The sequence below is a fragment of the Myxococcus sp. AS-1-15 genome (assembly GCF_020037055.1).
GTDB lineage: Bacteria > Myxococcota > Myxococcia > Myxococcales > Myxococcaceae > Myxococcus > Myxococcus fulvus.
This window is the reverse complement of record NZ_JAIQDF010000001.1, coordinates 1,017,220-1,040,767: the sequence shown is the minus strand read 5'-3', so window position 1 is coordinate 1,040,767 and position 23,548 is coordinate 1,017,220. Positions and strand designations below refer to the sequence as shown.

Annotated in this window: 20 protein-coding genes; 5 read left to right on the top strand and 15 right to left on the bottom strand. The window is 71.3% G+C overall.

Annotated elements, in window-relative coordinates; translation table 11 throughout:
• Nucleotides 1-31 precede the first annotated feature (31 nt).
• The 3 genes from K8625_RS04345 to K8625_RS04335 form a co-directional block, all read right to left on the bottom strand.
• Nucleotides 32-592 (bottom strand): gamma-glutamylcyclotransferase, encoded by a 561-nt coding sequence (locus K8625_RS04345; protein WP_223781915.1) that lies wholly within the window; start codon nucleotides 590-592, stop codon nucleotides 32-34.
• 479 nt (nucleotides 593-1,071) lie between these two features.
• Nucleotides 1,072-2,514 (bottom strand): M28 family metallopeptidase, encoded by a 1,443-nt coding sequence (locus tag K8625_RS04340; protein ID WP_223745307.1) that lies wholly within the window; start codon nucleotides 2,512-2,514, stop codon nucleotides 1,072-1,074.
• A gap of 123 nt (nucleotides 2,515-2,637) precedes the next feature.
• Complete coding sequence (locus K8625_RS04335) at nucleotides 2,638-3,579, bottom strand: LysR family transcriptional regulator (protein ID WP_223745306.1); 942 nt, start codon at nucleotides 3,577-3,579, stop codon at nucleotides 2,638-2,640.
• Nucleotides 3,580-3,731: 152 nt separating this feature from the next.
• Here K8625_RS04335 and K8625_RS04330 point away from each other — a divergent pair, with 152 nt between their 5' ends.
• Nucleotides 3,732-4,295: a nuclear transport factor 2 family protein gene (locus K8625_RS04330; RefSeq protein ID WP_223745305.1), complete on the top strand. Its 564-nt coding sequence runs from the start codon at nucleotides 3,732-3,734 to the stop codon at nucleotides 4,293-4,295.
• 52 nt (nucleotides 4,296-4,347) lie between these two features.
• Here the strand turns inward: K8625_RS04330 and K8625_RS04325 are convergent, their stop codons facing one another.
• Nucleotides 4,348-4,749, bottom strand: a complete 402-nt coding sequence (locus tag K8625_RS04325; RefSeq protein ID WP_223745304.1) for a GFA family protein — start codon at nucleotides 4,747-4,749, stop codon at nucleotides 4,348-4,350.
• Nucleotides 4,750-5,104: 355 nt separating this feature from the next.
• On the opposite strand from K8625_RS04325, the gene K8625_RS04320 reads away from it, so the two are divergent.
• A complete protein-coding gene (locus K8625_RS04320; RefSeq protein WP_046715388.1) occupies nucleotides 5,105-5,731 on the top strand; it encodes a LysE family translocator in 627 nt (208 codons plus the stop codon).
• Between the two features lie 49 nt (nucleotides 5,732-5,780).
• On the opposite strand, the gene K8625_RS04315 is transcribed toward K8625_RS04320, so the two are convergent.
• The 5 genes from K8625_RS04315 to K8625_RS04295 all read right to left on the bottom strand — a co-directional run bounded on the left by K8625_RS04315 (nucleotide 5,781) and on the right by K8625_RS04295 (nucleotide 10,938).
• The gene (locus tag K8625_RS04315; protein WP_223781914.1) at nucleotides 5,781-6,749 is read right to left on the bottom strand and encodes a hypothetical protein; all 969 of its coding nucleotides are present in this window, start codon (nucleotides 6,747-6,749) and stop codon (nucleotides 5,781-5,783) included.
• A gap of 37 nt (nucleotides 6,750-6,786) precedes the next feature.
• The gene (locus K8625_RS04310) at nucleotides 6,787-8,352 is read right to left on the bottom strand and encodes a hypothetical protein (protein WP_223781913.1); all 1,566 of its coding nucleotides are present in this window, start codon (nucleotides 8,350-8,352) and stop codon (nucleotides 6,787-6,789) included.
• Nucleotides 8,353-8,389: 37 nt separating this feature from the next.
• Entirely contained in the window at nucleotides 8,390-9,709 is a 1,320-nt protein-coding gene (locus K8625_RS04305; RefSeq protein WP_223781912.1) for a DUF418 domain-containing protein, read from the bottom strand.
• Between the two features lie 80 nt (nucleotides 9,710-9,789).
• Entirely contained in the window at nucleotides 9,790-10,215 is a 426-nt protein-coding gene (locus tag K8625_RS04300; protein ID WP_223745300.1) for an ATP-dependent DNA helicase, read from the bottom strand.
• A 534-nt stretch (nucleotides 10,216-10,749) separates the two neighbouring features.
• A complete protein-coding gene (locus tag K8625_RS04295) occupies nucleotides 10,750-10,938 on the bottom strand; it encodes a hypothetical protein (RefSeq protein WP_141332274.1) in 189 nt (62 codons plus the stop codon).
• Nucleotides 10,939-11,035: 97 nt separating this feature from the next.
• Here K8625_RS04295 and K8625_RS04290 point away from each other — a divergent pair, with 97 nt between their 5' ends.
• The 3 genes from K8625_RS04290 to K8625_RS04280 are packed head-to-tail and all read left to right on the top strand — an operon-like array spanning nucleotide 11,036 to nucleotide 15,394.
• Nucleotides 11,036-11,419: a hypothetical protein gene (locus K8625_RS04290; protein ID WP_223745299.1), complete on the top strand. Its 384-nt coding sequence runs from the start codon at nucleotides 11,036-11,038 to the stop codon at nucleotides 11,417-11,419.
• A 58-nt stretch (nucleotides 11,420-11,477) separates the two neighbouring features.
• The gene (locus tag K8625_RS04285; RefSeq protein WP_223781911.1) at nucleotides 11,478-15,035 is read left to right on the top strand and encodes a hypothetical protein; all 3,558 of its coding nucleotides are present in this window, start codon (nucleotides 11,478-11,480) and stop codon (nucleotides 15,033-15,035) included.
• A gap of 23 nt (nucleotides 15,036-15,058) precedes the next feature.
• On the top strand, nucleotides 15,059-15,394 hold the full coding sequence (locus tag K8625_RS04280) for a hypothetical protein (RefSeq protein ID WP_223781910.1): 336 nt from the start codon (nucleotides 15,059-15,061) through the stop codon (nucleotides 15,392-15,394).
• 16 nt (nucleotides 15,395-15,410) lie between these two features.
• Here K8625_RS04280 and K8625_RS04275 read toward each other — a convergent pair whose 3' ends face one another.
• The 6 genes from K8625_RS04275 to K8625_RS04250 all read right to left on the bottom strand — a co-directional run bounded on the left by K8625_RS04275 (nucleotide 15,411) and on the right by K8625_RS04250 (nucleotide 23,504).
• The gene (locus K8625_RS04275) at nucleotides 15,411-16,325 is read right to left on the bottom strand and encodes a hypothetical protein (RefSeq protein ID WP_223745296.1); all 915 of its coding nucleotides are present in this window, start codon (nucleotides 16,323-16,325) and stop codon (nucleotides 15,411-15,413) included.
• Nucleotides 16,326-16,422: 97 nt separating this feature from the next.
• Nucleotides 16,423-17,304 carry a neutral zinc metallopeptidase gene (locus tag K8625_RS04270; RefSeq protein ID WP_141331514.1) on the bottom strand — a complete coding sequence of 294 codons (882 nt, stop codon included), beginning with the start codon at nucleotides 17,302-17,304 and terminating at the stop codon, nucleotides 16,423-16,425.
• 122 nt (nucleotides 17,305-17,426) lie between these two features.
• Nucleotides 17,427-20,138, bottom strand: a complete 2,712-nt coding sequence (locus tag K8625_RS04265) for a pitrilysin family protein (protein ID WP_223745294.1) — start codon at nucleotides 20,136-20,138, stop codon at nucleotides 17,427-17,429.
• 166 nt (nucleotides 20,139-20,304) lie between these two features.
• Entirely contained in the window at nucleotides 20,305-21,867 is a 1,563-nt protein-coding gene (locus K8625_RS04260; protein ID WP_223745293.1) for a GMC family oxidoreductase, read from the bottom strand.
• Nucleotides 21,864-22,481, bottom strand: a complete 618-nt coding sequence (locus K8625_RS04255; protein ID WP_223781909.1) for a gluconate 2-dehydrogenase subunit 3 family protein — start codon at nucleotides 22,479-22,481, stop codon at nucleotides 21,864-21,866. Before K8625_RS04255 ends, K8625_RS04260 begins: the two co-directional genes overlap by 4 nt.
• Nucleotides 22,482-22,580: 99 nt before the next feature.
• A complete protein-coding gene (locus K8625_RS04250) occupies nucleotides 22,581-23,504 on the bottom strand; it encodes a spermidine synthase (RefSeq protein ID WP_223745291.1) in 924 nt (307 codons plus the stop codon).
• Between the last annotated feature and the right edge of the window lie 44 nt (nucleotides 23,505-23,548).

The following is a 23,548-nucleotide window of genomic DNA, read 5'->3' as shown; positions in this document are numbered from 1 at the left end:
ATGGCCCCACATTTCTGTCACGAAGTCGTGACTACGGCTTCTTGCCCTGGGACGCCTGGACGGTCCGTGCGTCCGCCTTCGCCTGCTGGAGCGTGCCGACGATCTGCGCCTCGGCCTGGAGGCGCTCGACGTAGTCGGCGGCGAGCCCCGCGCGCTCGGCGGCCAGGGCCAGCGTGACGAGGAAGGCCTCGCTGATGGGGCCCTGGGGGGAAGGGGTGGCCCTGGGCGGGGGCGTGAAGGCGTGGGCGGAGAGCAGCGCGCCGGTGGCGGTGCGCACCTTGACGGGGCGGGAGGTGGAGGCCTCGGCGATCACCGATTCCAGCCGGCTCACCGCGTCCCACGCCTCCGGGGAGAGCCGGCGCAGCACGCCGGGGAGCTTCTTGCCCGGGGCATCCACCAGCCGGGCCACCTTGCCGCCCCAGGCCAGCGAGGGCACGTCGTAGACGACGTCCACGTCCAGGGCCTCGGCCAGCTCTCCGTCCGGCAGCGCGGGCAGGACCGGCAACCCCGGCAGGCGCTCACGCGCCGTCACCGGGGACAGGTCGACGGAGTAGGCGAACCAGGAGCGCGGCGAGGGCGTGGCGGCGGGCATGGTGTCGAGTCTCGACGGGGCGAGGCCCCGGGACAAGCCCCCGTGGGTGTGGGCCGGGGCGTCGGGCGCGAAGCCTGGTGGGGTGAGCGCCAGGGTCGTGGGCCCGCAGCGACGACGCATTCCGGCGCAACACCGGGCGAGCGCACGACCGGGCGGAGGGCCTCAGCGACGACGCCTTCCGGGGCTACACCTGGCGAGCGCGCCACCGGGCGAGGGCGTCAGCGACGACGCCTTCCGGAGCACCACTGGCGAGCGCGCGACCGGGCGAGGGCGTCAGCGACGACGCCTTCCGGAGCACCACTGGCGAGCGCACTACCGGGCGGAGGGCGTCAGCGACGACGCCTTCCGGAGCACCACTGGGCGAGTGCGCCACCGTGCGGAGGGCGTCAGCGACGACGCATTCCGGAGCACCACTGGGCGAGCGCACTACCGGGCGGAGGGCGTCAGCGACGACGCCCTCCGGGACGAGGCAAGGAGGGCTACTCCTCGGTCGTGCGGTTCGCGGCGAGCTCGATGACGTTGACCATCAGGTCCTTCACGCGACGGGGCTTCTCGCCACCGTTGTCGCGGAGGATGAGGTCGATGTCGTCCTCGGGCTCGTGGTACTCGGGGATGAGGTCGCCGCCGCCCTTCGGATTGGACAGGCCCTCGAAGAGGAAGAGCACGTCCTCGCCCTTGCGGCCGAAGACGGCGCCGTCCTGACGGTCCCGGTACATGTTGATGTCGCGGTTGATGCGGTCGAACGGGTCCGGCAGCTGCGCGTTGGCCTGCTCCACCACGTCACGGAAGTAGTTCGCCTGCCCGCGACGGTCCGTGTCGACGACGGACAGGCGCTGGTCATCCCAGCGGCCCACCATGTCCACGTTGATGACGCCGGTGATCTGCTCGGTGCCCAGGCCCGGAATCGGGTGGTCCACGAAGTACTGCGAGCCGACCAGGCCCTTCTCCTCCGCGCCCGTCCAGATGAAGAGCACGGAGCGGTCCAGCTCGCCGCGCTTGGCGGCCTCGGCCAGCTCCGGCACCGCCGCCATCAACACCGCGCTGCCGGACGCGTTGTCGTCCGCGCCGTTGTGGACGTTGCCCCGACGATCCGTACCCACGTGGTCCAGGTGGGCCATCACCACGATGACCTCGTCCTTGTGGGGCCCCGAGCCCGGCAGGAGCGCCATGGTGTTGACCGCCTGCCCGGACTCCGTCGCCAGCGAGCGCAGCTCCTCGACACTGCGCAGGCCGCCGTCGCGCGCCGGCGCGAGCGGCTGGCCCTCGGCCTTCATCGCGCTCTCGTACTTCTTGTTGAGCATGGCCAGCGTCTCCTGGGGCATGCCCTCCTCCAGGTAGAAGCCCTCCTCGAAGAGCTTGTGGCCGAACTCCTTGTGCGCCTTGTGCCCCTCGCCGCCGTGCACGTGGTTCTCGCCCGGGTTGCCCAGGAACGAGTACACGTCGAAGCGCTGCTGGTACGGGTTCTCGGGGCTGTTCACGTTGGGGCCGACGAGGCCGTACTTCTCGACGTGGGCCTGCACGTAGGCCGACGCCGCGTCGAGCCCGGGCGACGGGCTGTCACGCCCCTGCAGCTCGTCCGAGGCCAGGTACGCGATGTGCGTCATCGGGTCCGAGTCCGCGACATTCGGCGCGGGCTCGGTGGGCGTCTCCGGCGTGGGCTCCACCGGGCCCTGGCACGGAGGCGGGGGCACGGGAGCGGGCAGCTGCGGGAGCGGCTGGGGCACCGGCGCGGGAAGCTGCGGTAGTTGCGGCGCGGGGAGGCGGGGCAGCGGCTGGGTGGAGCCGGTCTCGAAGCGGTCCTTGTTCCAGCTCAAGTCGGGCGCCTTCGCCTTGTTCTCGGGCGGCGGAGGGGCCTTCGCGGCCGGGGCTCGCGACGACGCGGTGGGCAGGGGACGAGGCGTGTCGCTGATCTTCGAGGCCATGGTTTGGGGGATCCCGATGGAGAGCGTGAATGGCGCGCTTCGGGATTATCGCCACAGTGTGCCTCCAGGTTGCGAGGAGACCTCACTTCACCGTGATTTCAGTGGGTTGTATCAACACATGTTTCAGCGGCGGCGGATCACCGGGCCCCGAGGGCCAGGGTGGTGGGCGCGCAGGGCGTCCACGAAGGCGCTCAGCGCCGGCTCCCGCTCCCCTGCCCGGGTCGCCACCGCCCAGTCCAGCCAGAGGCCCCGAGGGCCGACGCGCACGGCGTGCAGCCCGCCCTCGGCGAGCCACGGCGTCACGGCCCACCGGGGCAGCACGGTGACGCCCAGGTTGGCGCGGACCATCTCCAGTGCCACGCCCCCCGTCATGGGGATGAGCGTCGCCTTGCGTGGCGAGAGGTTGCCCGCCTTCGCGAGCGCCCGGCCCAGCGGCGTGTGCGCCGCGAGCGCGCCCGCGTCGACCCAGACGTGCTCCTCCGCGAGGGCCCGGACCTCCACCTCCTTGCGACGCGAGGTGGCCCACGCATGCTCCCGGCCCACCACGGCGACCAGCTCGTCCCGGAAGAGCGGCTCCACCTGGATGCGGGGACCGGGCCGGGCCTCACCGGCCACGAGCGCGACGTCGAGCCTGCGCGACAGCAACCACTCGGTGGGCGCCTCCCCCGCCTCGGCGACGATGGTGACCTCCAGCCCGGGCCAGTCCCGGGAGAAGCCGCGCAGGAGCTCCGGCAGCCAACGGTAGGACTGCAGACACGCGGTCGCCACCCGGAGCGTGCCGCTGGCGCCGCTCAACAGCTCCCGCGTCTCCGCCTCGGCCCGGACGAGCTCGCTCAGCACCGAGCGCGCGGCCTCGGTGAGACGCCTGCCCGCGGAGGTCGGCTCCAGCCGTCGCCACTGACGATGGAACAGCGGCCCCCCGAGCCGGTCCTCCAGCTCCCGCAGTTGCTGGCTCAACGCGGAGGCAGACAGGTGGAGCTTGCGTGCGGCGGCGTTGAGGCTGCCCAGCTCCTCGATCGCGGCGAGCAACAAGAGGTGACGTGTCTCCACGAGCGGGCTCGGCATCGATTCAGCCTGCCTTAACACTGCCTCCGAAACAACGCGTTCGACTGAATCGAAGCCAGCTCGCATCTTCGCGTGACGGAACACCCCGCCGCGAGGTCCGGGTCTGGCTCGCGCGCCGGGAGGAACACCGACCCGAAGGATGGATGGACACCATGAATCGTCACCTGCGCACGTCACTCGCGGCGCTCCTCGTCACCCTGCTCGGCTGCGCGGGCTCGACGACGGGCGGCCCCTTGGCTTCCCGGTCCACGTCTCCGAGCACATCGAACGTCGAGGCGTATCCCGTCGAGCACCTCGCGGTGCGCTCGCTCATCGAGCGCTTCGCGGACGCGGCCAACCATCAGGACTGGAAGACCATGGAGTCGCTCTTCACCGAGGACGCGGTCTGGGAGGTGAAGGCCGCGCCGCCCATGGGCTGGACGTTCGAGGGACGCAACGCCATCCGAGAGGGCATGACGGGCAATACCGCGCGCGTCGAGCTGCGCGTCATGAGCGTCACGCCCATCGTCGTCCACGTGCAGGGCCCCGAGCGGGCCACCGCGCGCTCCACCCTGGACGAGGTCCTCCGCGTCAGGCAGACGGGCAAGGACCTGCGGGTGGTGGGCACCTACTCCGACCAATTCGTGAAGCAGGACGGCCAGTGGCGCTTCGCCCGGAGGACCTTCGAGTTCCGCTACGAAGAGGAGCTCGGCACCCCCACGGGAGGTGCGCGCTGAGCGCCGCGTCGACACCACGCGTGGCGCTGGGAGGCTGAGCGACGGGCTCGGCTCAGAGGTGGCGGACCTCGGTGGGGGGCTTCGTGAAGTCGTCGTCGCGTCCGTTGACGTAGGTGATGGGCGAGCGCATCAGCTCGTCCACGTCCACGTCGTCCAGGCAGTTGACCTTGATGGTGTAGTACTTGCCCAGCTCCGTGTCGTCGCCCCAGCCGAACGCGTGCACGCCGCAGTGCTTGCAGAACAGGTGATGGAGCTGCCTGGTGCGGGACTGGTACTCGGTGAGCGCGGACTCACCGGCCAGGAGCCGGAAGTCCTCGGGGCCGATGACGGATTGCCACAGCCGCGCCTTGGTGCAGATGGAGCAGTTGCACTTGTAGGTGCCCTGGCTCAGGTCGACATCCGCTTCGTACCGGACCGCTCCACAGTGACAGCCGCCGACGTACGTCTTCTTCACGAGTGACGCTCCTCATGGCCCCAGCCACGAGCCCCTCCCTCCCGAGAGCCCCGCCGCCAGCCCCCTCTCGTGGGGGCTTTTCCGTTCCGGCGAAGCAGAGCACGAGACGGCGCCCGGGCCACGGCCGGATTTCGCCCGACCGCGCCCTCCTCCACGAGGGCGACATCCGGGACGTCGTCACGCCAACGACCCGCCGCGCGAGCGTCGCATACCGTCGACGAGGCCCGGGGCGGCACGTCCGACATCCGACGGAGGACCGGGCGCCCGAGCGCTCGTCATGCGCGCCCACCCCACCGCGTCCGTGCCCCGGCACGGACAGTCCGGAGCTACTCTCCGGCCGCGCGCACCCGACCTCATGGACCTCACGCTCTGGGCCACCTTCACGCTGACGATGGCGCTCTTCGCCATCACTCCGGGACCCGCCGTCTTGCTGGTGGTCTCGCAAGCGATGTCGCGGGGCTTCCGGGCGGGGATGAGCGCGACGCTGGGCATCCAGGCCGGCAACGCCGTGTACTTCCTCGTCTCCGTGGCGGGCCTGGGCGCCGCGCTGGCCACCTCGCGAATCGCCTTCAACGCCATCCGCTACGCGGGCGCCGCCTACCTCGTCTACCTGGGCGTGAGCACGTTGTGGGCCGCGAAGCAGAGCCTCACGCTGGCCGAGCGCCCCAAGCCGCCCCTGTGGCAGGGCGCCTTCGTGCAGGGCTTCGCCAAGCAGCTCGCCAACCCCAAGTCCATCCTGTTCTTCGGCTCGCTGCTGCCGCAGTTCGTCCAGCCGGGCCCTCACGCGGGGCTGCAGTTCACCGTGTACGGCGTCTCCTGCATCGTGGTGGAGGTGCCGGTGCTGGCCGGGTACGCCTGGCTGGGCGTCGCCGGAGGCCGCGTCTCCAGCTCACCGCGCGCCCAGGTCTGGCGGGAGCGGCTGTCGGGCCTGGCGCTCATCGGCATCGGCGTGGTGCTCATCACGATGCGTCCGCCGGCCTGAGGCCCACGCACGGCGCCCTCGGACCCGGGGCGCCGTGCCGGACGTCCTCTCAGGGCGACGGCGTCGACTCGGCGGGCGCGTCCGCGGGCGGCTCCTTCAGCGCCTCCAGCTCCCGCGCGTTGGCCGCGCGCGTCTTGGGCTTGCCCTTCTCGATGCTGATGAGCGTGGCCTTGTTGCCCAGGACGCACGCCAGGGTCTCCCCCAGCGCGGGGGCCTTCTTCACCGCGTCGCAGCGGCCCACGTAGGCCACTTGACGGCGCGCGGGCTCGATGCCGAACGCCATCGCGAAGAACTTCCCCGGGGTACCAGCGAAGGGGCCTCCGGACACGAGCGTCACCCAGGTGTCCTTCAGGAGCTCCGGCGTGTAGAGCACGTCGTAGCTCTCCGGCTTGCACTCGCGCTGGGTGCTCCCGGCCTTGCAGCGCTGCGCGCCCCGAATCTTCTCGAAGAGGCCGTTGTCCACCCGCGCGGTGAACATGGGCGCGGGCAGCTCGTAGCGCACGGGCCCGGCCTTCTCCAGGCCCGCGCAGGTGCGCTTGCCATCCGTCGCGGAGACTCGCAGCGTCAGCGGCATCTGCTGCGTGCCCGTGGACGAGGTGAGGATGAACGCGGTGCCCGTCTGCGCCAGGGACTCGGGGACGGTGACGGAGAAGGCCCCGATGAAGTCCGAGGGCCCCTCGTCCGAGTCGGTGAGCAGCAGGTGCAGTGAGCCGCCCACGCCCACCGGGAGCCAGGCCCCCGAGCGCGTCTCCTCCAGGAAGAGGCTGTTCCACAGGAGGACGCTGGCGTCCTCCTGCTTCGGGCCGATGACGACGGGCGAGGCGCCCTCCACGTCGACCGCCATCGCGGTCAGCTCCGGGTCCGCCGAGGAGCCTTCGTCCCACGCGGAGCCGCTGGCGTTGGTCGACTCGACCTTCGCCGCCAGCGGGGACACGAACAGCTCCTTGCACGCCCGATAGTCCTGCGCCCACGCCTGCGTGGAGACACAGAGCCCCAGCAACAGCCACCCTCGCATCATGCTTCCTCTCACTCCAGCCTGGGCGTCAGCGCCTCGGCTATAGCCCCAACGCGTATACCTTGTTCCGGTCCACCACGTAGACACGGTCCTTCACGATGACCGGGTCCCGCAGCGCGCCGCCGTCCGACGTGCCCACCAGCGACAGCTTGGTGGCGCTCCACAACGTCGACAACGTGGAGACGGCGACGACATGCAGCCCGGTGCGCGAGGTGATGACCAGCGTGGGGATGCTCACGCCCGAGTCGTCCTTCGTCCCCGACGCCGCCGCGATGCTCGTACTGCGCCTGCCCGCGAAGGGCGTGGTGGAAAAATCCAGCAGGTCTCGCCCGTAGAACGGGACGACGACGTCATACACCCCCGTCAGCGTGGTCGTCAGGGGCGCGCCGCCGGAGAGCGCGTCGAAGGAGTACAGGACGGTGCCCAGGTTGGAGCCGGAGGTCTCCTGCGCCGCGAAGATGGCCCGTCCGGCCACGAGCACCGGCGCCTGGAAGCCGGTGAGGTGCGAGGCGGGGAGCGGCGCGGAGCGGAAGAGGCTGGCGCCGTTGTAGCCCGCGTTGCGGATGTTGAACGTCACGGTGCCGGTGGCCGGGTCCCGCTCCAGCAGATAGATGCGATTGCCCGACACGCTGATGTGGCTTGCGGGCTCCAGCGCCACGCGGGGCCAGCGCGCCGTGCCCGTGGCGACATCCCAGCCATACAGGCCCGTGGCGAAGGGACGGGGCTCGGTGGCGGAGCAGTTGGTGGAGCACTGGAAGTTGTAGAGGGCGGCCAGGTAGATGAAGCCGCCGTCCGCGGCGATGGAGCCCAGCCGGTCCTCGGCCGTGTCCCACTGGTGCTGCGGGAAGACGCGCGTGCCGCCGTAGTAGCCGTAGGTGTTCAGCTCCAGGAGCAGGTTGCCGCGCTTGTCGAAGGAGCGCAGGCCCAGCTTGGGGCCGTGGTAGTGGAGCTGGTTGTAGACCCACAGGCGCGTGCCGTCCGACAGCGACTGGCCCCAGCTGTCGTTGGGTGCCTGCTCGTACTCGGCATAGGGGATGGTGCCTCCGGAGTAGTAGTTGGCGCCGAACTGCTGGCTCCAGGTCCGGATGCCGTCGTCGTTGCGGACGATGCCCTCCTTCGCCTCGAAGACACCGCCGCCCACGTTCTTCTCGTAGGTGAACATCGTCGGCCAGTGGCCCCGGTTGTCATTGAGCTGGCGGTCCACGCTCCACACGTTGGCGCCGGTGTCCACGGCGAGCTTGTCCAGCGCGGGGCTGCCGCCGGAGCCGACGTAGTTGGGATTGGAGTTCCACGTCAGGTAGACGCCGCCGGTGTTCGCCACCACGCGCTCGACGCCCTGCACCGTGCGCCCGACGCCGGCGGTCGGTGCGTACTCCCAGAGCTTGCGCAAGGGATGCCACGCACAGCCGTCGGAGGTGGAGGAGCGGCGGGCATCATGCCCCAGCGTCGTCCAGGCGTTGGTTCCCGTGCACGGTGGCACCACGGCGGAGGTGACGACTCCCGCTGTCTCGGCTGGCGGGGGCGGGGCCTCCGTCCCCGGGCCTCCACAAGCGACGAGCCCCACGGCGGACCCCATCAGCACCACGCTTCGTGTCTTCAGCGTCATGGCACGACCTCCCCGTTTGTGGGCCCACGCTAGCGGTTCACGACACCGCTGTCCCCACCTCCCCCTTGCCCGCTTGCAGCCGGAGGGGCTGGGCACGGCCATACGTGAGCGAGCGCCACAGCCACTCCACCGGTCCGAAGCGGAAGCGCGAGAGCCACAGGTGGCTGAGGACAATCTGGAGCGCGAAGATGCCGAGCGACAGGAAGATGACGCGTGACGGCGGCAGCTTCGTGATGAGCCCCAATCCCCAGCCGTTGTAGATGAAGACACTGACGACCGACTGCATCAGGTAGTTCGTGAGCGCCATGCGGCCCACGGGCATCAGCACGGCGAAGACGCGCTGGACCCAGCCACGCCGGGACAGGAGCGCGAAGATGGCGACGTAGGCCGCGCCCAGGAAGAGGCAGCCGAGATCCTGCACCTGGTTGAGCAGGATCGACGTGTCACGGCTCATCTGGTCCATCAACCCCAGCGAGCGCAGCCGCCAGAGCACCAGCCCCAGGCCATTGCCGATGACGCCGAGGAAGAGCCCCCAGAACAACAGGCGGTGGTGCACGGGCCGGTTGCCCTCGATGTCCTGGAGCAGCAAGAGCCGCCCCGCCAGCAGCCCGAAGAGGAAGCGGCCCAGCGCGAAGCTCATCCAGACGAGGCGGTTGGGTTGAAGGAAGGTCTCCACGTTGAAGCGCATGCCGCCGAGCATCGCCGTCCAGAGCGAGTCACTCGAGTACGCCTCCAGCAGGCGCGTGCGCGCCGCCAGCTCCGCCGCGCGCGTGGCCGTCGCCGCGGCCTTCGCGGCCTCCGCGCCGTGGAGCCATATCGGGATGTGGTGTGAGAGCAGCTGGACGGTGCTGGGTATCACCGCCATGCACAGCACGGCCCAGATGAGCACCGTCCTGTTGGAGGCGTTGCGGAACAACAGGAGCAGGAAGCCCACCAGCGCGTAGGTGTGCAGGATGTCGCCCACCCAGATGACGTACTGATGGAACAGCCCCAGGCCCAGGAGCACCAGCAGGCGCCGGGCATAGAGCCGGGTGATGGAGTCGCCCCGCTTCTCCGCGCGGGACATCTGGATGCTGAAGCCCAGGCCGAAGAGGAACGAGAACAGCGTCACGAACTTCTGGTTCACGAAGAACAGGTAGAGGTTGTTGATGACGGTCTCGAAGAGCGGCGCCGTCAGCGCTCGCGCCTCCTGGGGCGGCATCAACACCCGACCACTGAACCAGGCCGCGCTGTTGGAGACGAACACACCGCAGAGGGCAAAGCCTCGCAGGGCATCCAACAGCGTGACGCGCTCACCGACGTCCACCGGGCGAGCCTCGGCGGAGGGCGGCGAGGAAACGACAACGGGCTCGGACATCGCTCAAGCAGATGTCCGAGCCCGTTCGTCGTCAACCGGGACTTGCTACGTGAGCACCATCCAGCTCGACCCGAGGTCGACTACCCCCGGCGCGGCGAGTTCGACGCGCACCAGCCATACCCGCGGCGCTCGCACTCGACGCGCTCCCGACGCTCACGCTCCAGCCGGGCCAGACGCTCACGCTCCTGACGCTCGCGCTCCAGTCGGGCCTGGCGCTCACGCTCCAACCGCGCCTGCCGTTCGCGCTCGACGCGGGCCTGACGCTCACGCTCCAACCGCGCCTGCCGCTCACGCTCCAACCGCGCCTGACGCTCACGCTCCTCACGCTCACGCTCCAGTCGGGCCTGACGCTCACGGTCCGCGCGCGAGACGTTGCGCTGCCCCTCCGCCCACTCCGTCACCTTCTGCGTCGCGACGGGGGAGGCACCATGAACCGACTGCGCGAGGACGGGAGAACCCATCGTGAGGGAGCACACCACCAGGACTCGCATCAGCTTGCTGTTCATGACGACCTCCTTCGCAGCGGGTTGCGCCGCGCTCTGTACCTTCTGACGCGCCTCCCTCGGGTCTATTCAGGATCCGTCCCCCGCACCGGGCAGGGCACACACGGAGTCCAGGCGCCACTCGGGACGGCATGGGAAACAACGCCACGCTGCGTCCTGGCGGCGGCCTCGCATACATCCACCTCCTCACGGTGAGGGACGACGCGAGAGGCATCGCCCTCATCGCCGCACATCTCGCACGGAGGCGTCGGAGGACCACCGGGTCGCCAGCCGTCTGTCCTCCTCGTGCGAGGAGCCCGCCGAGGTGCTTCGGTGCACCTTCGCGCCCGGCGCGCGCAGGAGCCTGAGCACCTCCGCAACCTCGCGTGGCTGGCAGTCGGCCCTCGTTGCGCGATGACCGCGCCGAGGTGCTTCAGCCTCAACTCCTCATGCCCCCCGCACGAAAACGCCGGAGTCTCGGCGACCTCGTGCCGCGAAGACACAGGACAGACGCCTGACGTGATGCCGTACCGGGCCTATCGTGCAGGCAATGGCTGCTCAGCCCTCCGCGCAGCCGGGCGTCTTGTCCGGGTCCGGGAAGGGATGCTCCCGGTGGGGTGCCTCGTCATCGTCACCTTCCGCCACCCCGGGCGTGTGCCCGGGCACCTCCTCCTCGTAGCCCGTCTCCCGCGCCGTCCTGCCCTCCGAGGGGTCGCCCGCGCGTTGGCGCTCATCGATGTCCGGCATCACGTCCTCCTGGGTCGTCCTCGCGAAAAAGATAGGCAGTGCCGCGCACGAAGACGGCGCGCCGGGCGATGATGCGCGGCACAGCGGAGGCGGCGGCATGGGCACACACCTGGGAAGCACCTTGCGACAGTGGAAGGACCACGCCTCGCGGCTCGTCCAGAACACCGTCTCCCTGGCGGCGACGGTGTACGTCACCCTCCGGCCCGACCGCGCGGGGAGCGAGCGGGCCCAGCAGAACGCCGAGCGGCTCATCGCCGCGTGTCGCGAGTTCGAGGCGCGACGTGGCCGGCTCCCCGAGGCGCTGTCCGAGCTCGTCCCCGACCTGCTGCCCGAGCTGCCCCGGGCGAAGTTCGACGGCCCGCACTTCGGCTTCACCTATGACGTGACGCAGCAGCGCCACGTGCTCGGCTGGACGGACCGGCTTCCCTTCGGCCGCCCCTACTACGTCTTCGAGGAGGACCGCTGGGGGTATCTCGACTGACACCCGTCCGGAGGGCGTCCTCCACGCGTGACACGGTGTTGGGCTAACGTCCCCCGACATGCGCGTCTCGCGACTGTCGGCCGCCGCCCTGTTGCTGTGCCTCGCCATGGTGGGTTGTGAGCGCAAGGCCTCCACGGCCCCGCCCTCGGCCCCCCAGCCCGCGACGACTCCCGACAGCTTCGCCAAGGCGGGCCTCACCGCGCCCGCGACGGTGCCCGGTGTCATCGAGCCGGGTGAGGTGGACGTCGCGGAGCTTCGCGACGCCCTGGCCAACCCCACGCTCCTCGACGACGAGGCGATGGAGCGCCTGCTGAACCACCTGCGGGCCGAGAGTGGCTTGCCTCCAGACACCACCGGAGAGCTGCTCGAAGGAGCGCCCGGAGGCGCGCCGCCCAGGCCACAGGCGCTCCGAGCGGCCATCCCGCCTCCCGCCGCCGCACCCGCGCCCCGAGAGGCCCAGGAAGCTCTCTCCCTCGAGAGGCGAACAGCGGACGCCGTGGCCCGTCAGGCCGTCATCCGGTCGCGTGAAGCCATGCAGGTCATCCGCGGGAGCAGCGGTGGCGGTGGCGAGCTCACGCAGGAGCCTTCCAAGAAGGAGCGGGCCGACGGCGCTCCACCGCCCACGAACCTGCCCACGCCCGTGTTGCCCAAGGTGGACGCGGCGCCTCGCGCGGCCAAGGTCCTGGTGCGTGACGAGTCCGGCCGCTACCAGCCGCTGAAGACCCGCGCGATTCGCGTCGTCACGTACATCCAGGGCGCCCGCGCGCGCACGGTGGTGGACCACCTCTTCGAGAACGACACGCCCCACGCGCTCGAAGGCACCTTCTACTATCCGCTGCCCGGAGGCGCGTCCGTCGCGGGCTTCGCGCTCTACTCGGGCGCCGTCGCGGTGAACGCCCCTTCCCTCTTCCAGTCCTCGGACCTGCTGCCCGCGCTGGGCGACGGCACCGCCGACCTGGAGCGCCTCACCGCCGCCGCGCCTCCCAGTCCGAAGGGCGCGAAGCGCTCATGGGGCGAGGTGCAGGAGGCCCGCGTCGTCGAGCAGAAGCGCGCCCGCGAGGTCTACGAGGACATCGTCCGCGACAACGTCGACCCCGCGCTGCTCGAGTGGGCGGGCGCCTCCACGTTCAGCGCGCGCGTCTTCCCGCTGCCGCCCCGCTCGCTCAAGCGCGTGGTCATCGCCTACGAGCAGACGCTCATCCACGACGGCCAGCACCTGCGCTACACGTGGCCCCTCCCCGTCGGCGCGGGCAAGGACGTGCAGGTGTCCGCGCGCGTCCACGTGGACCCGACGCAGGTGCGGCAGGAGCTCGTTGCTCCCGACGCCAAGGGCAGCGCTCGAATGCTCGGCGCGTGGCGGGTGCATGACTGGCCCCAGCTGAAGGGTGACGGAGCGCTGTCCGTCGCGCTCGCGCCGAAGGACGCCGACGCGGACGTGCTCGTGGGCAAGGACGACGCGGGCCTTCCCGGCCAGGCCTTCCATGCCCGCGTCCGTCTGCCCGCGAAGCTGACGTCGACGGCCGAGGGCCCGCCCACCGGGCGCGCCGTCCTGGTGGTGGACACCTCCCTCTCCACCGAGGACGGGAACGCCTGGGCGCTCCAGGCCGCCACCCTGCGCGCGCTCCTGGAGAAGGACACCACGCTGAAGGAGTACGCGGTGCTCCTCTTCGACGTGCGCCCCCGCTGGCTGCACGGCACGGGCTGGAGGACGAACGACGCCGCCCGCCGTCGGGAGACGTTCTCCGAGCTGGAGCGCGTGTACCTGGAGGGTGCGTCGCACGTGGACGGGATGCTGGCGGAGCTGGACCGTGCCGGCGCTGACTGGCTCAAGCCCGCCCGGCCCGGCACGCGCGTGACGGCCCTCCTGCTGTCGGACGGCAACGTCACGTGGGGCCCGAGCACCGTCGAGTCGCTCATCTCCCGGCACACCAGCGCCGAGTCGCTGCGGTGGGTGACGTACCGCTTCGGTGAGGCCGCGGTGAACACGGAGCTGTTCGACGCGCTCGCCCGGGCCAGCGGAGGCCGGGGCGTGTCGGTGCTCTCCGGAGCCCAGGTGGATGCCGCGGCGACGGCGCACCGGGCCAGTCCCGTCGTGCTCTCCCGCGTGGAGGTGAAGGGCGCGCCGGTGAAGGACCTGGTCATCGCGGGCCGCCCGCACCTGGTGTTCCCGGGCCAGGAGCTGCTCGTGGCCGGGCGGCTGACGGAGCCCGGGGCCGCGGCGCTCGTGGTGTCCACCCGCGCGGGCGAGGAGGAGAAGACGCTCGAGGTGCCCCTGCCTCGCGACACGAACAGCGCGTTCGCGCCTCGCGCCTGGGCGGACCTCTTCGTCGCCCGACTCGTCTCGCTGGACGACGTGCGGCTGGACCGGATGGTGGTGGCGCTCAGCCAGCACTACCACCTGGCCAACGCGCGCGCGTCCATGCTCGTGCTCGAGACGGCGGCCGACTACACGCGCTTCGCCCTGAGCGACGAGCGCGTGGAGCTGACCGACCTGGAGCTCCTGCGCAAGCGCGAGCAGGACCAGCGCCGGGATGCGCTCGTGGGGCTGGACCTGGACGCCGTCCCCAAGTCGGGGCGCGCCGTGGTGGACGCCCTGACGCGGCAGCGCGCGGCCCTCGCGCCCACCCATCCGCGCCAGCCCTTGCGCGACGAGCCCTACGCGGGCGGCGAGGCCCGCCTCACCGCGGAGCTCACGTACCGCAAGGCGCGTCGGGAGAACCGGGACGATGTGACGCTGTACGAAGGCATCGCCCGGGAGCGCGCCTTCGCGGGTGACACCGGAGGCGCCGTGCGGGCCCTCTCGTCCCCCGTGGAGCTGCGCCCCAAGGACCCGGAGGCGCTGCGACTGGTGGGCTACGGCCTGCTCGCCCTGGGCCAGTACGCCGCGGCGACGGAGCTGTTCGAGCACCTGCGGCTCAGCCGCACCTTCGAGGGACAGGCCTACCTGGAAGAGGCGCTCGCGCTGGACGCCGCCGGCCGCTACGCCGAGGCCGCGCGCAACTACGAAATCCTGCTCGCCCGCCCCTTCCCGCGGCACCCCGGTGAGCTGAGCCTGGTCGCGACGTACCACTACGGCCGGATGCTCTCCGCGCTGGCGCGACACCCGCGCGCGGAGCCCATCGTCCAGGAGCTGCGCGCGCGCCTCGCCGAGCTTGGGAGCCCCGGGACGTCGGGCATGTACGGCGACGCCTTCTCCCGCGCACCCATCGGCTATCAGCTCACCACCCACTGGAACTCGGACCAGACGGACATCGACCTGTGGGTCATCGAGCCCGACGGCGAGCGCTGCTACTACCAGCACAAGCAGACGCGGCTCGGAGGCCAGCTCTACTGGGACATCACCGATGGACTGGGGCCGGAGCTGTACCACGCGCGCAAGCTGGTGCCGGGGCCCTATCATGTCGTGGTGCACTTCTACGGACACCGCGCGCCCAAGCTCGCCGTGCCCACGGCCGTGCTGCTGGTGAGCGACAGGAACGTGTTCTCCGTCGACGAGCCGACGCAGCGCCGCTTCCAGCTGCGCATCCTCCCGAAGAAGGATGCGAAGCTGCTGCTGCGCCGCGAGGAGTTCATCTCCCGGAAGACGGCGACCATCGCCACCCAGCCCCCACCCTGACGTCTCCCCCCGCGAGGTCCGGCATGAGTCACCATCGCAAACCCCGAGGCCCCATCGGTCGCGTCGGAGGCCTGCGCCGCGTCGAGGGCGCCGACGCCATCCTCCGCGTCCGCGCCCTCGAGCGCGTCTCGGGGCCCCAGCGCGTCGAATCCAACGACGTGGCCCGACGCTCCTTCGCCGAGGCGCTGGATCGCGCCTCGCGCGGGCTGCACAGCCCGGAGCCCCTGCCCACCGTGCACCGCCCTCCGCCTCCCCCCGCGCGACGCACGCGCGAGGAGGACGAGCCGATGACACCTCCGGAGCCTCCTCCGGAGAGCTTCATGGGAATCCTGTGGTGGAAGATGCGGGGCCACCGCTAGCGACCCGCAGTCCCCGTCAGAAGGTGAAGCCGCCACCGAAGTAGGGGCCGTGCATCCTGTCCACGTGGGCCACGCCGTCCACAGTCCCCAGGTCATCCAGGTACAGGCCGCGCCAGCCGCCGCGCAGCATCAGGCTGCCCAGGTGCAGGGCCAGGCCCACCGTGGCGTCGACCTGGAGGAACGGCAGCGGCGTCAGCTGCGCGCGCGCCTCGAAGTCCAGCGGGGAGAACAGACATGCCTCGAAGGACAGCGCCACGCTCGGGCCCGCCAGGGTGATGTCCGGGGCGTGGGCCGTGCTCAGGCCGCCCTCCGCGCGCAAGCGGAGCGCGTCGTGCACCACGAAGGCATACGTCAGGTGCGCCGACACGAGCATGAGGTCGTCCTCGCCCGGCGTGCCGTCATCCGTGGGCTGCTTCAGCCACATCATGCGGGTCTCCACCCCGAAGCGCTGGCCTTCCAGCCCCGCGAGCAGGTCCACCCCGCGCACGTCGTCGAGCATCACCAGTCGCTGCGCGCTCAGCCGGAAGGACAGCGGCACCGCGTGCCGTCGCCCCGCCAGGAGGGGCTGGGACGTCTCCGGGTCGAGCCGCTCCGACAGGTGCGTCCCCGTGTTGGCGATGGTCCGGGCGGCGCCCTGGAACAGCCCGCTGAGCAGGCTCGCCACGATGCCGCCCGATTCGTCGTCTCCTTCGTCCGAGCAACAGTCATCGTCGGTGAACGCGTCGCGCGAGCGGGGCTTCTTCCCGTCGTCATCGTCGTCCTCGGTGCCGATGGCCGAGGCCTCGTGCGTGTCCGGGTCCGCGCTGGAGTCGTGCGTGCTCGACTTCGAGTCGCTCGGGGTGTTTTTCTTGCCGAAGCGCGCCTCGGCGGCGGGCGCCCAGACGAGCCCCGCAAGCACCCCCAGACACCACAACGTCTTGATTGGGAACACGCCCGCTCCCGCGTCGATGGACGCGGACCGGCCACCGCGCGGAGGGCATTCAACCGCGAGCCGGGGTCTGATTGTCAATCAGCCCCGTGGCGGCGCTTCAGCGACGACGGCGTGGAACGGATTGGGCCCCGAAGGTGTCACACGCCTCCAGGGTGCCCTGCGTCAGGCCGCGCTTGAACCACTCGACGCGCTGCGCGGACGAGCCGTGGGTGAACGACTCGGGGACGACGTGCCCCTGGGCGCGGCGCTGAAGCGTGTCGTCGCCGATGGCGGACGCGGCGCCCAGGCCCTCCTCCACGTCACCCGCCTCCAGAATCTGGCGCTCGCGCTGGGCATGGTGCGCCCAGATGCCGGCGAAGCAGTCCGCCTGGAGCTCCTGGAGCACCGACAGCGCGTTGCCATCCTCCGGCGACGCGCGCTGCCGCGCGGCCTGCACCTGACGGGAGATGCCCAGCAGGTTCTGCACGTGGTGCCCCACCTCGTGCGCCACCACGTAGGCCTGCGCGAAGTCGCCGGGCGCACCGAAGCGGCGGTCCAGCTCGTCGAAGAAGTCCAGGTCCAGGTACACGCGCTGGTCCGGCGGACAGTAGAAGGGCCCCACCGCGCTCTGCTGGAACCCGCAGGCCGAGCGCACCGCGCCGGTGAAGAGCACCAGGCGCGGGTCCACGTACTCGACGCCGTGGGGCTCCAGGAGGCCGGGCCAGGTGTCCTCCGTGTCCGCCAGGATGACGGAGACGAAGTCCTTGAGCTCGGCCTGCCGCGGGTCATCGGGTACGCCCGAGCCGCCCGTGCCGTAGTCGCTGGACGGCCCGCGTCCACCGCTCGGCGTGGTGACGACCGACGGGTCTCCCCCGAGCAGCATCACCAGCAGCGCCACCACCAGCGACGCCGCCCCGCCGCCCACCGCGAGCGGGCGTCCCAACCCCGCCCCCCGCCGGTCCTCCACATTGGAGCTGCGACGTCCTCCCTGCCACCGCATGCCTGCCCCCTCGCGGATGTCTTCCTGTCCAGGCAAGGTAGTCAGCGTCGGAGCGGGAGGACGCAGGGCCCCGCCTGCCTCGCCTGGGTGGACGGACACCAGGCGAGGGAGCACGCCGCCCGTCAGGGTGACGACAGGGCCTGGAGCATCGGCAGGACGCGGCTCTTGTCCGCGACGACGCCCACCACCAGACGCTTCACGCAGCCGTCGAACTCCTGCTTCACCTGCTCGGCCGTCACCGCCTGGAGGTGCGCGGGGCGCTGGGCCAGCGACTCCGCGGGGAAGCCGCGCACGCGCGCGTCCAGGAGCGACTGGACCCACGACTCCGAGGAGACGAACGACACCGCGTCGCGGGACAGCAGGCGCTTCCTGGCGCGCGCCAGCTCCGCCTCGTCCACGCCCTGGGCGAACGACGCGAGCGTGTCCTGCACGGCCTTCGCGCCCTCCGCCATGCGCTGCGCGTCCACCAGTCCCTCCACCAGCAGGTGCGAGGCGCCACCGCGTCCCAGCCAGGTGCTGGCGCTGAAGCCATACGACGCGCCCTGGCGCGCGCGCACCTGGTCGAAGATGCGCCGGCCCACCAGCTCCGCCATCACGTCGTAGCGCGCCGCCGCCTCCGGCGTGGCCGTGGGCAGCCGACACGCCAGCTGCAGGTGGCCCTGCGTCGCGCCGGGGCGGGACGTCACGAGCGTCCGGGGCTTCGCGGCGGGCGACGGCAGCCCCGGCGCGGCGGGCACCTCCACCGGCGAGGCCGGCCCGTGCTTCCAGCCGCCCAGGTACTCGCGCACCAGCGGCTCCACCGTCGCCACGTCGAACTCACCCGCGATGACCACCACCGTGTTGGCCGGACGGTAGACGTCGCGAATCCAGGCGGTCATGTCCTCCTCCGACACGCGGGACAGCTCCTCGCCCGTGGCGTGGCGCGAGTAGGGGTGCGGCTCGTAGAGCAGCTGCATCAGGTCCCGCTGCGCGCGCTCCTCCGGGTGGGAGTCCAACGTCTTGCGCCACGGCACCAGCTGCTCCTGGAGGAACCGCCACGCGTCATACGAGGTCCGCGTGGAGGAGAGCTGCTCGGCCAGCATCGCGAGCATGTTGCCGACGTTGCCGGACGTCCCGGCCACCTCGAAGCGCTGGTGGTCCCGGTGCATGCCGCCGTGGACGTGCAGACCCCAGTGGCTCGCGTTGCCCTCGAACCAGGACTCGCGGAAGGAGCCATACTCCGCCATCTCCGCCACGCCCGCCTTGGGCCCGTACGTGCGCCCTCCGCCCAGCACCGCGCCCACGCGCACCACGGGCAGGCCCGGCCGGGGCGCGAGCAGCACCTCCATCCCGTTGTCGAGCTTCAGCGTCCGCACCGGCGCGGACAGCGCGGCCTGGGCCGCCTGGGCGACGCGCTCGGAGCGGGCGCTCGCGGGCGGCTCCTCCGGCAGCGCCACGGGCGCGGCCACCACCGCGCCGCCCGACTCACCGGGCCGCACGAGGATGACGCGCGCGCGCTCGCGCTGGAGCCACTTGTAGGCGAAGTCCGTCACCTTGCCGCCGTCGAGCGTCATCAGCGCCCGCTGAGAGCGCGTGTACCCGCGCGCATCCAACATGAAGTGCGTCAGCTCCGCCCGGCGCACGGTGCGCGACAGCAGCTCCTCGGACTCCAGCACCATGCCGGTGATGACGTTACGGCGCAGGGCCTGGAAGTCGTACTCGCGGCCGAGCACCGCCCCCGCCTGGCCGGCCTCCTGGCTCCACGTCCACTGGACCTCGTCCAGCATGTTGTCCGCGGACCTGCGAGGGTGGCTGCCCTGGGTGAGCACCACCCTCACCACCAGCAGCGACGCGCGCGTGCCGGGCAACAGCATCGTGGAGAACCCGGCGATGTCACCGTCCCGCCGCATGGAGCCCCCCAGGCTGCGGCCCAGGTTCACCCGCACGAAGTCGTGGATGGCGCTCGCCTCGTCGAAGGAGCGCGGCAGCACCCAGGAGATGTACAGCTCCGGAGAGCCGACGGCGGCCTGGTACTCGGGCATCTGCGCGGGCGCGGCGCGCAGGGGCGGCTCGGACACGGGGGGCATGCGCGAGTCCACCGCCAGCGGGGCCCCGGTGCCCACCCACTCCGGGGGGAGGTTGTCGAGCAGCACCGCCTCCACCCTCGCCAGGTCCACGTCTCCGGCGATGACCAGCGTCGTGTTGTCCGGCCGGTAGTGGGCGCGCGTGAAGCGCTGCGCATCCGCCAGCGACAGGGCCGTCAGCGACTCATGCGTGCCGATGACGGGGCGCGAGTACGGGTGCTCCGGTGCATAGACGGACGCGTGCACCCAGCTGAAGACCTGGCCCACGAAGCCCGTCTCGTTGCGCTGGCGCAGCTCGTTGCGCACCACCTCCCGCTCCACCGCGAACATCTCGGGTGTGAGGCCCGAGAGGGGCGCGGACAGCCGCTGCCCCTCCATCTTCACGAGCAGGTCCAGCGACTCCTTGGGCGCCACCGTCTGGTACACGGTGTGGTCCATGCTGGTGAAGGCATTCGAATAGCCGGCCGCCGCGTCCTCCAGCCGGGTCGACACCGAGGGGCTTCCCCCATGGCGCGCGCGGAAGGCCAGGTGCTCCACCACGTGCGCCAGGCCCTCCTTGCCCATCGGGTCGCCGGAGCCGCCCACGCCCACCAGGGCCACCATCGCCACCACGGGCGCTCGCGGGTCCTGCTCCACCACCACGCGAAGCCCCGACGGCATGCGGAAGTCGCGCAGCGGGAAGGACACGTCCCGCATCACCACCTGTCCGCGCTGCGGCAGCGTGGAGCACGCGCCCAGCACGACGCAGAGCACCCCCACGACAGCCGACACCACCCTCCGCCCACGCGGAGGATTCCCAACCTGGATTTGTGAGCTCATATGAAGCGGACTCGCGCGACTGCGGGACAGACACACCGCGCCCCCTCCGGGCGCCAGCCCCAGGTCCATAGACCAAAGGCAGCCTGGAGCGCCATCAGCGCCCGGTCTGGAATCACTGTCACGCGGAGCCACTCACCGCGGCGGCGACGTGCTGGCTGCCCCAATGCGCGACGCCGAGGATGCTCTCCATCGGGTTGACGCCCAGCGCGGTGGGGAAGACCGAGCCATCCACGACGAAGAGGTTGTCACAGTCCCAGTAGCGCAGCGTGCTGTCCACCACGCTCGTCTCGGGGCTCCCCCCCATGGCGCACCCTCCCATCTGGTGGGCGCTGAGCACCGAGCACTCGAGCGGGGCGTAGGGCGCGTCATCGAGCAGCGGGATGTCCTGCTCGCTCCGCATCACCACCGGCTTCGAGTGCGGGCTGAGCACCACCTCCGCCCCGGCGGCGAACTGGATGCGCGCGGCGACCTTGAGCGCCTCTCGGAAGGCCTCCCAGTGCAGCGCCGTGAGGGGATAGTCCACCTTGAAGCGCGAGTACTCGCCCGCGCCGCGCAGGGCCACGGTGCCGCCCTCGTCCCCGGGCTGGACGCCATCCAGGCAGATGGAGATGAGCGCGTTGGCGTGGGGCAGGCCCGCCATCAAGTCCTGGTGCCCCGCGCCGAAGCCGTTGAGCGCCACCGCGCTCAGGAGCGGCAACAGCGGGGGGACCTCCAGGAGCCACCCCATCCGCCCCTGCCCCCGGTCGATGAACTGCCGCGAGTACACGGTGAGCGGCGCGCCCGAGTACGCCTCCACGCGCTCGCGGAAGCGCGCGTTGGACACGACCACCGGATGCAGGAACAACCGCTTGCCCACCCGTCCTCGTCCGGTGAGCCCGCTGCGCAGCAGCAGGCCCGGCGAGTTGATGGCCCCACCGCACACCGCCGTCACCTTCGCCTTCACGGTGAGCCGCCTGCCCGTGGGCCGGTTCGTCCTCGGGTCGAGGATGTCCCCGTGCACGGCCGTCACCCGGCCGCCGTTCGTCTCCAGTCGCCGCGCGCTGACGTTGGCGTACAGCCGCATGCCCCGCTCCACCGCCTCCGGGATGAGCGTCACCAGCGTGGACTGCTTGGCGTCCGTGGGACAGCCCAGTCCACACGCGCCCAGCGACGCGCACGCGCGCACGTTGCGCTTCACCGTGCCTCGGCCATACCCGAGCGCGCCCAGCCCGTCCCAGAGGATGCGGTTGTTGCGATTGGCCTGCTCGATGGGCCAGTCACGGATGTTCAGCCGATCCTCCAGCCAGTCCCAGTGCGGCGCGAGCGTGGCCGCGTCCAGGCCCTTCACGCCGTGCGCGTCGCGCCAGTGCTCCAGAATCTCGGGCGGCGTGCGGAAGCATGCGCACCAGTTGACGGCGGTGCCGCCGCCCACGGTGCGCCCCTGGTAGATGCCGATGGACAGGTCGTCCGTCGCCCGGTTGCCACCCTCCTGGTAGAAGGTCGCGTAGGCCTTGGCCTCCTTCAGGTCGAAGTCGCGACGGGTGTGGTAGCCGCCCTCCTCCAGCATCACCACGTCCAGCCCGCGCCGGGCCAACTCCAACCCGAGCACTCCGCCGCCCGCGCCGCTGCCCACCACGCAGACATCACACGTGAGCGCCTGGTCCCCGGTCAGCTCAGCTCCCGTCCGGATGCGTCCCGTCATGGCGTGCCCCCTCCCGAGCCCGCGAAGGGTCCATCCTCGGGCCCACGCCACACCGGCGCGTCCGCGACGTGGAAGCCCTCCGGCGCCGCGTAGCCCGTGGCGGCCATGGCGGCCGGGTGCGAGTAGTAGGCGGCGTAAAGGAGCCCGCGCAGCGCGTGGTAGCCACCGCGGCGGAACACCAGCCGCGACGTCCTCCAGGACTCGAGCACGGCATCCTGCGCCTCGGGACCGAGCCGCGAGAACGGCGTGACGCGTCCGGTGAAGAGCAGCCCCGCGAGCGCGTTGTCGAACAGACCCACCACCGCCTTCACCTCGTTCGCGACGGCCGGGTCCAACCCCGCCAGCAGCCCATCCACCAGGAAGGCCACGCGCACCGTGTCCGCGTCCGGCCAGCCGTCTCGCGGTTGGAAGGCGCGGCGGGCCATGGCCTGGAGCGTGGCGTACTCGCGCGCGCCGAGCACCTTCAGGCCCTCGGGCGGAAGGGGCAATGACAATCCCTCACGCGTCCACAGGAAACCGCCGCCCCCCAGCGCGAGCAGCGCGCCTCCGAACAACCCTCGCTTGAGCAACCCTCGGCGCGACAACGAGGGCGGCCCCACAGGAGACGGGGACATTCATCCTCCGGGACGACACGGGTACAGGGGCGTGACGAGACGGACGGGACTCTAGCGCGCGGCCCCCGCCGCGACGCAATCACTCACGTGTCCCAGGGGTCACGGCGCGGGAGGCGAAGGCTTCGACTCAGGAGCAGGCGGCGGAGCGGCGGGAGCGGGCGCATCCCTCAACACCTGCCCCGTCAATTCCTTGCGCGTGGTGGCGTCGGCATAACCTTCCACCACCAATGCGCTCAGGTCGAAGGGGACGCCCTGCGCCTTCTCGACCTTGTTGGCAATCGTCTCCAATGCCTGACGCGTCTGCTTCTCCGGGTAGGGCACGCCCACGAAGATGCGATTGGCGGCGTTGGCCACCTCGAAGGTGTAGAGCTGGGTGAAGCCCGCCTGCCACGTGCGGAGCATGGAGGGGAACAGGGGGTTGGGCGGGTATTCCCAGACGTTGCCCACCACCGCGCCACGCGCCGTCAGCCTCGCCCGCACGGCGGCGAGGAACTCCACGGTGCCCAGGTGCTCGGGGATGCTGTCGGGGCCGTAGGCGTCCAGGAAGATGAGGTCGTACGCAGGCCGCTTCGCCTCGATGAAGGTCCGGCCGTCCGCCACGTGGGCCTTCAGGCGCGCGTCCTCACGGAAGCCGAAGAAGCGCCTGGCCACGTCCACCACGTCCGGGTCGATGTCCACCACGTCGATGTGCGCCTCGGGCAGCACCGCGCGCAGGAACATGGGCATCGCGCCGCCGCCCAGGCCCACCACGAGCACGCGCTGGGGCTTGGGTACGAAGGCCAGCGCCACCATGGACACGCGCGTGTACGCCAGCTCCAGCTTCTTCGGCTGCCCGGGCCACACCACGCTCTGCAGCGCGCCGGAGTCATCGAACTGGAGATAGCGCCGGCCCTCCCGGTCCTCCGTCACGGTGATGAGCGTGAAGGGTGACTGGCCGCGGTGCAGCTCCGTGCGCGGACTGGAGGACGAGCACGACAGGAAGGCCAGCACCAGCAGCACCAGCCGAGGGGTGAACCGCCGCATGCCCGCTCCTTGCTCTCACGATTCAAAGTAGCACTTCCGTCAGG

Coding starts and splice junctions, on each gene's coding strand:
- K8625_RS04250 (WP_223745291.1), bottom strand. CDS start 23,504: ATGCGGCGGTTCACCCCTCGGCTGGTGCTGCTGGTGCTGGCCTTCCTG.
- K8625_RS04305 (WP_223781912.1), bottom strand. CDS start 9,709: ATGTCCGAGCCCGTTGTCGTTTCCTCGCCGCCCTCCGCCGAGGCTCGC.
- K8625_RS04340 (WP_223745307.1), bottom strand. CDS start 2,514: ATGGCCTCGAAGATCAGCGACACGCCTCGTCCCCTGCCCACCGCGTCG.
- K8625_RS04310 (WP_223781913.1), bottom strand. CDS start 8,352: ATGACGCTGAAGACACGAAGCGTGGTGCTGATGGGGTCCGCCGTGGGG.
- K8625_RS04270 (WP_141331514.1), bottom strand. CDS start 17,304: ATGCGGTGGCAGGGAGGACGTCGCAGCTCCAATGTGGAGGACCGGCGG.
- K8625_RS04255 (WP_223781909.1), bottom strand. CDS start 22,481: ATGTCCCCGTCTCCTGTGGGGCCGCCCTCGTTGTCGCGCCGAGGGTTG.
- K8625_RS04295 (WP_141332274.1), bottom strand. CDS start 10,938: ATGCCGGACATCGATGAGCGCCAACGCGCGGGCGACCCCTCGGAGGGC.
- K8625_RS04330 (WP_223745305.1), top strand. CDS start 3,732: ATGAATCGTCACCTGCGCACGTCACTCGCGGCGCTCCTCGTCACCCTG.
- K8625_RS04315 (WP_223781914.1), bottom strand. CDS start 6,749: ATGATGCGAGGGTGGCTGTTGCTGGGGCTCTGTGTCTCCACGCAGGCG.
- K8625_RS04285 (WP_223781911.1), top strand. CDS start 11,478: ATGCGCGTCTCGCGACTGTCGGCCGCCGCCCTGTTGCTGTGCCTCGCC.
- K8625_RS04260 (WP_223745293.1), bottom strand. CDS start 21,867: ATGACGGGACGCATCCGGACGGGAGCTGAGCTGACCGGGGACCAGGCG.
- K8625_RS04290 (WP_223745299.1), top strand. CDS start 11,036: ATGGGCACACACCTGGGAAGCACCTTGCGACAGTGGAAGGACCACGCC.
- K8625_RS04345 (WP_223781915.1), bottom strand. CDS start 592: ATGCCCGCCGCCACGCCCTCGCCGCGCTCCTGGTTCGCCTACTCCGTC.
- K8625_RS04335 (WP_223745306.1), bottom strand. CDS start 3,579: ATGCCGAGCCCGCTCGTGGAGACACGTCACCTCTTGTTGCTCGCCGCG.
- K8625_RS04280 (WP_223781910.1), top strand. CDS start 15,059: ATGAGTCACCATCGCAAACCCCGAGGCCCCATCGGTCGCGTCGGAGGC.
- K8625_RS04320 (WP_046715388.1), top strand. CDS start 5,105: ATGGACCTCACGCTCTGGGCCACCTTCACGCTGACGATGGCGCTCTTC.
- K8625_RS04300 (WP_223745300.1), bottom strand. CDS start 10,215: ATGAACAGCAAGCTGATGCGAGTCCTGGTGGTGTGCTCCCTCACGATG.